This is a genomic window from Pseudomonas sp. MF08875, assembly GCF_059862525.1.
Map to the genome: position 1 here is coordinate 1 of NZ_JCBCUW010000087.1, position 9,483 is coordinate 9,483.

A 9,483-nucleotide genomic window follows, 5' to 3' on the forward strand; every position below is an offset into this window, starting at 1 on the left:
GTGAGCGCTATTGGAATTTATAACCAACCGTAAGGAAGTAATACCACTTAGAACATTGCAGGTGACCCAAATGTCTACATTAGTTGAAACCTTAAATACCAGTAAAACTGCACGTCTTGACCTCAAGACCACTGAATTCGCAAAAGACTTCATTAGAAAAGCAGCAACTATTTCAGGTCTAGACATGACTTCTTTCATCATGTCTTCCGCTTTTGAAAAAGCAGAAGCCGTAATGGAAAATTACAACCGATTGGAGCTTTCTGAAAAAGCTTTCTCCCGGTTACACGAAATTCTTCGTGAGAGCGATGAAAATGCGACACCAACCCCAACCTTAGTAAAACTTATGAGGAATAAAAATGAACGTGCAAGAGACAGAAAACTACGAAGTTGATAACAATTTGCGTGACCATTACGCATCCTATACTTTTCCGAAAACTTTCAGTTGTGGCGAAGTGGTCCTTGACGACTATTTCAAAACCAACCTTAAGCGTGCTCTGAAAAGCGAAAATGTTACTGGAATCGGAGCAATTAACGACAAGGGAGAGGTGTTCGCGTTTTGCACTCTTACTTTTCTTATTTTGGATAAAGCCAGAATCCAGACCTATTTGGAATCGGGGAATCAACCCAATCAGGTTCCAGCGGTCAAGCTAAGCATGCTTGCTGTTGACGTTTCACGTCAAAAACAAGGTGTTGGCTGTGAGCTTCTGATGATGGCTTTCGATCAGGCTGTTACTGTTCATGAAAGCATTCCAATCAAAGGAATGTTTTTAGATGCAGCACCCAATGCAGTTAAATTTTACCAAAGCCTTGGTTTTGGTGATTTGGGTGAAGTCAATGCTGACGGTACAATTCCGATGTTCATCGCCATCAAGATGATGATCGCGGCTGTATCTGCCGGAGCAATTGACGCCTGATTTATTTTTTTATCGCCGCCAATAGTTTTATTGGCGGCGAATACATTTTTAATTTGCACGTTTCCTCAAAGCCATAATGGTTCTTGCTGAAATTTTAAGAATTTCTTCATTGTGAAAAATCAGCTGCGCTCGATGCGGCTTGGTTTCCTCCTCCCAATGCTGCAGATCCTCCATTCGAAACTGATGCTTTCCCTGGTAGGTCGCCGCGAGGTCAGCAGCCAAGCTGCGCGCGGCTTCTCCAGGCGTGGCAATGGTCCACTCGATAATGTCTGCTATCTGTTCAGCTGGTGATCGCTGTGTAACGCTCTGGGCAGCGGCGCAGGCAAATTCGTTGTAGAGCTGAGCTCCCAGCTCCGGATCGTCCGCAGGATTTCCCGGGCACAGCCGCGGCTCCCAGGGAAGCACGTAGGTCGATTGACCGAAAACTTCTTGCCGGACGTAGTCCGAAGGTTTGGCTAAACGCTGCATGAGGTTTGCTCCCAGGCGAAAATCGCATGGTAGCGCAGCAGACTTTGGGCAGCTAAAAGCTGCTTCCAGAGCGGCCTTAGCCGCTCTGATAAACCGACGGCGAAGACGGCGGAAACAGCCGGACAGACGCCACCCGAGCCCACGAGGGGGGTGAGGAAAAATGGCCCCCAGGCCAAATTTTTCCGTTCTGCCCTGGTGCAGCCCGTTCAGGGCGAAACCAGGGTGCGAAGCATCCGGCCGCACCGCTTGCGTGCGCGTCAGGTGAAACCGGACCAACCTGGATTCGCGATGGAGCAGTCGAGAAAGGGACAACGGACCGCAACGAGACGTCGCGCAATGGCAGAATGCAGGTTGGTCCGGCTTTGCCGGGCGCGCACGCTGGTGAATTTTCGAGACAAGCCCGTCCAGGGCGCAGGGGAGGAAAGAGGGTGGAGGCTCGCGCAGCGAGTCGGAACCCTGAAAGCCTGACGGGGCGCTCCCCCGGAAGGTTTGGGCGTCCCGCAGGGCGGCCACGACAGACCGAAGGGATGGCGCGCTGTGGTTCTGCTTTTGTCTTGGATTATCTATTGTCTGATCTATTGGTCCTTCTATTGCTGCGGCTATGGCTTCAGCAATAGGAGTCCCATAGGAAGAGTACAAAGGTGAAAAGGTACAAAAGGGCAAAACGCCAAAAGCATTCGCGCTACGCGCTCACCAGTTCGACCCCCAAAGGGGGACCCCCACTCCCTGGGATCAGATCCAAAGCTAATGCTTTCACACGCCAGATTAAGAGCACCATCACCATTCCCTTAATGGCGCTGAGCTCTGGTTCACCACTGTCACTGATTACTCGCTTTTATCGCCTGTGAGCCCACTAGAGACACTTGGGTGTTCCTAGTCGCAAAAGGGCACCACTGCGCTCCAAGGAGCGCTTAAATAAAGTCTCCAGCCTATGGCTGGGCATTATTTGGGGAGGGGGAGCCACGAAGTGGGGGAACCCCGTAGGGGTGCCCCGGCAGAGCCGCCGCTTTTTTACTTTTCCCTTTTAAACCTTTTAGATCACCTACACGCCTTGTTCTACAAGGGGTGTAGAGCTCATAAAGGGAGGGATTTGTTGCCATAAAGGGAGGGATTTGTTGCCATAAAGGGAGGGATTTGTTGCCATAAAGGGAGGGATTTGTTGTATTGTAGGAGAAAGATATAAACTCCCAAAAAATGAAGTGGAGCATATATGAGCTCATCAGCAATGGTTTACAAAAGTAACGCTCTTGTAGAGGCAGCATATCGCCTTAGTGTCCAGGAGCAGCGGATCGTTCTCGCCTGTATCAGTCAGGTAAAAAGGAACGAGCCGTTCACCGATGAAGTGATGTACTCGGTGACTGCTGAGGAGATTTCTACAATGGCCGGAGTCCCCATTGAATCCTCATATAGCCAGCTTAAAGAAGCTGCTCTACGCCTGAAACGGCGAGAGGTCCGGCTAACCCAGGAGCCCAATGGGAATGGTAAACGACCAAGCGTCATGATTACCGGTTGGGTGCAAACAATTGTCTATCGAGAGGGGGAGGGTCGCGTAGAGCTACGCTTCACCAAAGACATGGTGCCGTATCTGACAGAGCTCACAAAACAGTTCACAAAATACGCTTTAGCCGATGTAGCACAAATGGATAGCACTCACGCTATCCGGCTTTACGAATTGCTCATGCAGTGGGACAGCATTGGTCAGAGGGAGATATCCATTGACCAACTCCGTGAGTGGTTTCAACTCGAAGGCCGGTATCCATCGATCAAGGATTTTAAAAAATGGGTATTAGAACCAGCGGTTGCGCAAATCACAGAACACAGCCCTCTTCGGGTGGTCTGGACACAGCGGAAAACAGGTCGAAAGGTCACGCACTTAGCATTCTGTTTTGGGCCTAAATCCATGGTCAACACTAATGGGAAAACCAACACCAAACGCGGCAAGCTGTCAGATGGCGATATAGCAAAACAGGCCCGGCCTGGTGAAACTTGGGAATCTGCACGTGCGCGACTAACTCAACTGGCTTTAGGGCTGACCTGATGTGTGACCATTCGACATTGAACACATATTTACAGCGCAAAACTGTCTGGAACCCTACAGACAGAACCAGACACTGCCCTACATGGCAAAATTAACCATCGGCCGCATGGCAAAGCTCTACGGTTTACACCGTTCAACCTTGCATGAAGCCGTGGCTAAAGGCCGCGTAACTGCTGGCCTGGACGGTAAAGGGCAAAAGGTGATTGACCTGTCTGAAATGATCCGCGTCTATGGCGAACCGCAGGGCTATCCCCTACACCGCCCTACACTTGACCCGACACCCTCGCCCTACACGCCCCCTACACCTGAAATGGACGCCCTACACCCAGCCCTATACCCACTGGTTGAAGAGGTTCGATTGCTACGTGCAGAGATACAAGAGCTGCGCCAATCACTTCGACTGCTCGAGCATAAGCCTGACCCTAAACCTGCTTCGACTCATAAAGCGAAGCCAGGGGAAGTCCCGACTTGGGCAAATTTGCTCAGCGCCCTGGACGACTAAAAGTTCGCGTCCGCAAAACTTTTCCTTGAGCCGCAGGCGAATGGGCAAGCAGTGAAGTGGGCCGGTAGGCCTACTTCACCTATCTTGCCCGCCTGTTCAGCCGACTTAACCCGTTGCGCCTGCCATTCTTTTTCCGTTCTCGTGTCTTTTTTTACCGTTCTTCTGCCGTTGTTTTTCGCTCGCTCAGTCGTTGTTTAAGGCGTCTGTCGTCTGCTGCTGCAGCACAGCCGCCGCCAACAGCCGCTTGCGCGCCTCCTGAGCTCGATGGGTCTCGTCATCCACTTGACGGCTGACGTAGAGCGGCAGCGCCAGACGCTCGTCCTGGTCGTCGCCCGGCTCAATAAATCGCGGTACCGAATCCATGCTGTTCATCCTGTAGCCCCACAAGTGTCAGTGGCCCCTCAAGTTTTAGTAGAGGCATGGGTAATGTACGCAATGAAGGGGTTTACCCGGAAAAAACCCCAGCGAAGGACGCTGGCGATTCAATCCGTGCCTATCGTTGGGTTGGAGGTATATGCTGAAGCTAGGGCCCCATGGGAGTCCCTTGTAAGAGACTTTGAGCAGCTCTCACAGCTCGACGGCAAAACCCTTCACACCGATGCTTTCGGCAAACCGACCCACCGCGGTCAAACTGGCCCAGGTGCGCAGCGCTTCGCGTCGCGAACGCACCTGCAGCCAGCGACTGCCAGCACCGCCCAGGCGAATGGCCAGCCCCCATTTTTCATCCTGCCGGCTGACCAGCACCTCGCGCACGGCGCCGGCCTCGAGCATGACGCGCAGTGCCTCTTCGTGAATGCCTTCCCTCATGCCGGCCCCACACTGGATGGACCGCCCAAAGTGGCGGCGTCAGAGAGGAACGTCTCCACCTCCGTGCTTAGCAACGCTTTGGCGTGGATCAAGCCCATCATCCATATACCCAGACGCGTGACACTGCCGCTGTGCTGCGCGGCAATTGCGTCCAGGTGATCGAATAAATCCTCAATTAGAGTCGCGGTGGATAGGGTCATGACTTCAGTACGTAACGCCACGACAATGCGTCCGGCCAAGTCCGCGCAGCCTGGCGACACGTTACGGAGGCACTCCAAACGCAGACGGTAAGGATTAGTGATGTTCATTGGCATTGGGATTTGGGGAGCAACGGAACAGAAAGTGCACTTAAGCCCTACCAGCGTCGTTCAGTACCTTCTTCCCAGGCATCCTGTCATTTTCAGAAGTCGATTGCACTACTGAGTAGACCAGCTCCGCACCCACTGGCGTCCAGCAGTCGCAAAAAGTCCACTGGGTGGGCTTTGCTGGGACATTGCGCTAATTATCTATTGAGGCAACGCACGGTATAGCGTGGCTCGATGCACCCCCAAAAGACGTGCAACCTCGGAGACTGATTGACCCTTATCAATCAACCTACGTGCATGGGTTATCTGCTCATGAGTCAAAACAGGCTTAGGCCCAAATCGAACACCTTTGGCTTTGGCCGCAGCTCGGCCAGCACTGGTGCGTTCCCCAATCAGCGACCGTTCAAAGTCAGCAATCCCCGCGAAGATCGTCAACACCATTCGCCCGGCTGGTGAAGTAGTGTCAGCCCAGGGCTCAGCAAGCGAACGCAGACCTGCATTGATCTCTTTTAGGCGTTCGGCAATATGAAGCAGGTCTGTCGTTGACCTGGCCAAGCGATCCAACCGTGTCACGGTCAGCACATCACCTGGTCGCAAATGATCGAGCAGCCGACTCAGCTCTGGACGGTCTCGCTTGGCACCGCTGACCTTCTCTTCGAAAATTCGCTGACAACCGTTTTGCCCAAGTGCAATCCGTTGCTGCTCCAGGTCTTGCCCTTGTGTCGAAACCCGAGCGTAACCAATCTGCTGACCTTTGTTTTCCATGGAGCACCTGTCGCATTTATTGTCGCAGGTAACTTACAACGTGCGACAGATTTATGCGACAGGTCAGAGCCAACAAATCCAGCGTATGTGAAACTGTCGCATAACTTAGAAATTATGCGACAATTCACTCGGTTTTTTGAGTTTTATGACATTTCGTAATGGATCGAATCTGGCTGTCTATCGAGAGCTAGTCTTGGGTCTTCCAGACGATCGTAAAATATCAATACCGATATAAAAAATATGTTATAAGATGCCTAGATATTTACACATGGATTTAGGATTTTGGTTACCAACAATACTGCGAAAACTCTGGCTTTTGATCAACATTTATTGACGTTGCTAGAAGCTACAGAGCAGCTGGTAATATCTGGCGGAATCAAGAAAAGCTCGTAGAGGATGCCTCTGATGAGGTCTGGATAGATCAGATGTACGAGATCGATCGCTTAGAAGGTCAATACAGAGCCTATCAAGATCAGATAATCCACCACCTCAAGCAGGCCGTGAAAGACGGCATTGTCGCCTCAGAATGACAGCCATTGATCAGGCGTATTTAGTCCTGCCCACGGCGAATCGCGTTGCTCTGCCCCAAGGCCTTCTTGTTTTCCGGTTGAAACGTCATTGCGACCTTAAACACTTGGCCATCTGATCTTTGGTAAACCCTAGCTATGGCAAGTTGCGTCTTAAAATTAAAGACTGCCCATGACCCGCTCGAATCGTAAAACCCTTATGGCCAGCCTGCTAATTGCGCTCTGGGGCCTCTCCATTCTAGTCGCCTACTGGTGGTACGAAGCACGTTACCTGCGCAGCTTCAGTGAGCAGACCGCGTTGTTCTACGGCGAGCTGCTGCACCTGCCTGATGAGCTTGCGGGTCCAGGCCCGATCCGCCTGATACATTTCTGGGACCCGTCCTGCCCATGCAATGTCGGCAACCAGCAGCACCTTACCGAGCTTATTAAGCGCTTCGGCCCACAGGGTGTTAGTTTCTACGCGGTGCAAACGCCAGGTAGTCACGACCAATTACCTGAAGCCCTGAACGCTTTGAAAACTTTACCCGCCTTGAGCGGCATCTACAGAATACCAGCCAGCCCGGCAGTAGCAATCTGGGACCGGACAGGCCAATTAGCATACTTCGGCCCCTACAGCGAAGGCGCAACCTGCACCTCTAGTAACAGCATTATCGAGCCCATTCTCGACGCCCTGAGTGCTGGCAGACCCGTAAACGCAAATAACACAATGGCCGTAGGCTGCTTCTGCGACTGGCCGAACAATTGACGATCACAAACCGGCAACGCGTTACGGCATCACGCGCAAAAGCATGCTCATCCTTAGACTCACCTTGCCGATACAGAAGTTGTCGAGCGCCTAAATCAAGCTAGCCCTATGTAACACTCACCACGACTGCAGCACCACCTAGAGCCTATCGCCATGTCCGCTAACCTCTCCCCCCTTCAACAGCACTACCAAAAAGCAGACCGAATCATGCTGGGTGTGCTGTGGCTGATGTTTGTGTACTCGCTCGGACTCGCGTTCTGGCATGGTGCTTGGGGTCAAGCGCTCCTGGTCGGAGGTGGTACAGCGGTTGTGATGAGCCTGCTTAACCAGCTAATCAGCGGCCAGCGTCTGTTGCGTTGCGTAATGGGCGCGGCGTATATGGTAATGGCGGCCCTGCACATCAACCAAGCTGGCGGCATGCTTGAAATGCATTTCAGCATCTTCGTGCTACTGGCTTTCTTGGTGTACTACCGTGACTGGCTTCCGATCGTGGTAGCCGCATTGGTGATTGCAGTGCATCACTTGAGTTTCTTTGCCTTACAAGCTCAAGGTGTTGACGTTGTTGTGCTGCCGAGCGGCAGTTGGTCAACCATTTTCCTGCATGCGCTCTACGTCGTAGCAGAAAGCGCAATTCTGATTTACTTGGCGATGCAGACTCACGCGGAAGCCGTTGAAAGCGCGGCGCTGATGCAAGCTGCCGAGAAGATCACTGAGCGAGTTGACGAAGTCAACCTCAGCTACCGCAGCAGTGCGCAGGGCAAAGTTAGCCTAGGTTTTAACCAATTTCTTGGCACCTTGGACGATCTGGTCAGCGAAGTGATTAGAGACACAAAAAGTCTGAAAAAAATGGGTGACAGTCTGCTGCTAACCACCGAGAACCTAAGCTCTGGGGCAGAGCAACAGCAAGGCGAAATCATCTACATGAGCTCAGCTATGCTGCAGATGAGCACCGCCATTGACGAAGTGGCTGGACATGCTGATGGCGCCGCGGCGGCAGCTCAAGCCGCCAACCAGCAAGCTGCCGAGGGTAGTCGCTCGGTCAACCATGTGCGCAGCGAGATCAGCAAACTGGCCACACAAATCGACGTTACTGAAACCGAGGTTCAGGCGCTGGCAGAACAGTCCGAGCAGATCGGCAAGGTGTTGGAAGTGATCCGCTCGATTGCGGATCAAACCAACCTGCTAGCCCTAAATGCTGCGATTGAAGCCGCGCGTGCTGGCGAGCATGGTCGTGGTTTTGCCGTCGTAGCTGACGAGGTGCGCAATCTGGCGCAGAAAACTGCGTTGTCTACCGCTGAAATACAAAAAATCATCAGTGGCTTGCAACAAGGTAGCCGCCAAGCAGCGGCCGCTATGCAAGAAAGCCGAGACAGCGTGCGCAGCTGCGTACAAGACAGTCAAGCGACTGCTGAACTGCTAGGCACAGTAGCGCAAAACATCAGCGGTATTACTCAAATGAACGAGCTGATTGCCGCCGCCACCCACGAGCAAGCTGCGACCAGTGCAGAAGTTAGTCAGCACCTACACAGCGTGCAACAAGTAGCCAAGCAAAGCTTCGGCGATGCTAGCAATCTTAACGACGATGGCCAGCAACTCAGCCAGTTAGCCGATCGCTTGAGCCGTTTGACTGGTCGCTTCCGCGTTAGCCGCTAAGCGCTGAATAGCCCCGACTTGGCAGGCAAATCTTACGGACTACTTGGCTGATGTTTGTGTGTCGAGTCCGACATTAACAGTCGGACGCGTGCCAGTGCCGGGCTCGCACTGGCACGCGGTATGATCTTGACCCGATTTACCATAAACGTCGTTATGCGTAACGCGTAGGACTCACTACTTGCGCGAAAACACCTTGGAGGTGCCTGCCGGGAATTGCTCAAGGCCCAAGTGATACTCGGCGTATTGACTGCTGCCATCCTGCATCACGCACACCGCCAGAATTATCCAGCCTTGATCCAGCAGACCTTGCGCCTGGGTAATTCCGTTTACGGTCTTCAGCTGCTTAACGTTCTCAATCGCCATCGGTACTACTCCTTGTAGGTAAGGATCAATTTTAGCAACCTTGAAAATGACGTGATGGACGATTTTTCAGCAGCTCGTTCACATAAAATATGAATACGTACAATGAACGTACAGCTTGACAAAACGACAAAGTACGGCTATTGTACGTACTGAGTCGACAACTCAACGAATTGAAAAAACTAAACCTAATTTAAAAACATACTCAAACACACTGAAAAACAAACTGAAAACGAGGACTAAAATGTCGAACTCCATGGAATCAAAAGTGCGTGAGCGCTATTGGAATTTATAACCAACCGTAAGGAAGTAATACCACTTAGAACATTGCAGGTGACCCAAATGTCTACATTAGTTGAAACCTTAAATACCAGTAAAACTGCACGTCTTGACCTCAAG

The 9,483-nt window shown here is 52.0% G+C and carries 11 protein-coding genes; 6 read left to right on the top strand and 5 right to left on the bottom strand.

Annotated features, from left to right (window positions below; all coding sequences use genetic code 11):
* Window positions 1-70 precede the first annotated feature (70 nt).
* Both AC19YT_RS27480 and AC19YT_RS27485 read left to right on the top strand, forming a co-directional pair.
* The gene (locus AC19YT_RS27480; RefSeq protein WP_153387372.1) at window positions 71-391 is read left to right on the top strand and encodes a type II toxin-antitoxin system TacA family antitoxin; all 321 of its coding nucleotides are present in this window, start codon (window positions 71-73) and stop codon (window positions 389-391) included.
* Entirely contained in the window at window positions 357-914 is a 558-nt protein-coding gene (locus AC19YT_RS27485; protein WP_153387373.1) for a GNAT family N-acetyltransferase, read from the top strand. The genes AC19YT_RS27480 and AC19YT_RS27485 overlap by 35 nt, the downstream gene beginning before the upstream one ends.
* Before the next feature lie 48 nt (window positions 915-962).
* Here the strand turns inward: AC19YT_RS27485 and AC19YT_RS27490 are convergent, their stop codons facing one another.
* On the bottom strand, window positions 963-1,382 hold the full coding sequence (locus AC19YT_RS27490) for a hypothetical protein (protein ID WP_463863049.1): 420 nt from the start codon (window positions 1,380-1,382) through the stop codon (window positions 963-965).
* 1,210 nt (window positions 1,383-2,592) lie between these two features.
* Between AC19YT_RS27490 and AC19YT_RS27495 the strand changes: the two genes are divergently transcribed.
* Together AC19YT_RS27495 and AC19YT_RS27500 are read left to right on the top strand one after the other, a co-directional pair.
* Window positions 2,593-3,420, top strand: a complete 828-nt coding sequence (locus AC19YT_RS27495) for a replication initiation protein (protein ID WP_463983183.1) — start codon at window positions 2,593-2,595, stop codon at window positions 3,418-3,420.
* Window positions 3,421-3,502: 82 nt separating this feature from the next.
* Window positions 3,503-3,922 carry a hypothetical protein gene (locus AC19YT_RS27500; protein ID WP_463983184.1) on the top strand — a complete coding sequence of 140 codons (420 nt, stop codon included), beginning with the start codon at window positions 3,503-3,505 and terminating at the stop codon, window positions 3,920-3,922.
* Between the two features lie 183 nt (window positions 3,923-4,105).
* Here AC19YT_RS27500 and AC19YT_RS27505 read toward each other — a convergent pair whose 3' ends face one another.
* From AC19YT_RS27505 to AC19YT_RS27515, 3 genes are all read right to left on the bottom strand, one after another.
* Window positions 4,106-4,285, bottom strand: a complete 180-nt coding sequence (locus AC19YT_RS27505) for a hypothetical protein (RefSeq protein ID WP_463983185.1) — start codon at window positions 4,283-4,285, stop codon at window positions 4,106-4,108.
* Window positions 4,286-4,489: 204 nt separating this feature from the next.
* Window positions 4,490-4,729 (bottom strand): hypothetical protein, encoded by a 240-nt coding sequence (locus AC19YT_RS27510; protein ID WP_463983186.1) that lies wholly within the window; start codon window positions 4,727-4,729, stop codon window positions 4,490-4,492.
* Window positions 4,730-5,235: 506 nt separating this feature from the next.
* A complete protein-coding gene (locus tag AC19YT_RS27515; RefSeq protein ID WP_127882202.1) occupies window positions 5,236-5,799 on the bottom strand; it encodes a recombinase family protein in 564 nt (187 codons plus the stop codon).
* A gap of 699 nt (window positions 5,800-6,498) precedes the next feature.
* Here AC19YT_RS27515 and AC19YT_RS27520 point away from each other — a divergent pair.
* Both AC19YT_RS27520 and AC19YT_RS27525 read left to right on the top strand, forming a co-directional pair.
* Complete coding sequence (locus AC19YT_RS27520) at window positions 6,499-7,071, top strand: DUF6436 domain-containing protein (protein WP_048377739.1); 573 nt, start codon at window positions 6,499-6,501, stop codon at window positions 7,069-7,071.
* A gap of 153 nt (window positions 7,072-7,224) precedes the next feature.
* Window positions 7,225-8,724, top strand: a complete 1,500-nt coding sequence (locus AC19YT_RS27525) for a methyl-accepting chemotaxis protein (protein WP_127882200.1) — start codon at window positions 7,225-7,227, stop codon at window positions 8,722-8,724.
* Between the two features lie 174 nt (window positions 8,725-8,898).
* On the opposite strand, the gene AC19YT_RS27530 is transcribed toward AC19YT_RS27525, so the two are convergent.
* Complete coding sequence (locus AC19YT_RS27530; protein WP_153387371.1) at window positions 8,899-9,087, bottom strand: hypothetical protein; 189 nt, start codon at window positions 9,085-9,087, stop codon at window positions 8,899-8,901.
* Between the last annotated feature and the right edge of the window lie 396 nt (window positions 9,088-9,483).

Excerpts from the sequence above, each read along its gene's own strand:
- AC19YT_RS27520 (WP_048377739.1), top strand. The coding sequence starts at position 6,499 with ATGACCCGCTCGAATCGTAAAACCCTTATGGCCAGCCTGCTAATTGCG.
- AC19YT_RS27530 (WP_153387371.1), bottom strand. The coding sequence starts at position 9,087 with ATGGCGATTGAGAACGTTAAGCAGCTGAAGACCGTAAACGGAATTACC.
- AC19YT_RS27510 (WP_463983186.1), bottom strand. The coding sequence starts at position 4,729 with ATGAGGGAAGGCATTCACGAAGAGGCACTGCGCGTCATGCTCGAGGCC.
- AC19YT_RS27495 (WP_463983183.1), top strand. The coding sequence starts at position 2,593 with ATGAGCTCATCAGCAATGGTTTACAAAAGTAACGCTCTTGTAGAGGCA.
- AC19YT_RS27490 (WP_463863049.1), bottom strand. The coding sequence starts at position 1,382 with ATGCAGCGTTTAGCCAAACCTTCGGACTACGTCCGGCAAGAAGTTTTC.
- AC19YT_RS27500 (WP_463983184.1), top strand. The coding sequence starts at position 3,503 with ATGGCAAAATTAACCATCGGCCGCATGGCAAAGCTCTACGGTTTACAC.
- AC19YT_RS27515 (WP_127882202.1), bottom strand. The coding sequence starts at position 5,799 with ATGGAAAACAAAGGTCAGCAGATTGGTTACGCTCGGGTTTCGACACAA.
- AC19YT_RS27505 (WP_463983185.1), bottom strand. The coding sequence starts at position 4,285 with ATGGATTCGGTACCGCGATTTATTGAGCCGGGCGACGACCAGGACGAG.
- AC19YT_RS27525 (WP_127882200.1), top strand. The coding sequence starts at position 7,225 with ATGTCCGCTAACCTCTCCCCCCTTCAACAGCACTACCAAAAAGCAGAC.
- AC19YT_RS27480 (WP_153387372.1), top strand. The coding sequence starts at position 71 with ATGTCTACATTAGTTGAAACCTTAAATACCAGTAAAACTGCACGTCTT.
- AC19YT_RS27485 (WP_153387373.1), top strand. The coding sequence starts at position 357 with ATGAACGTGCAAGAGACAGAAAACTACGAAGTTGATAACAATTTGCGT.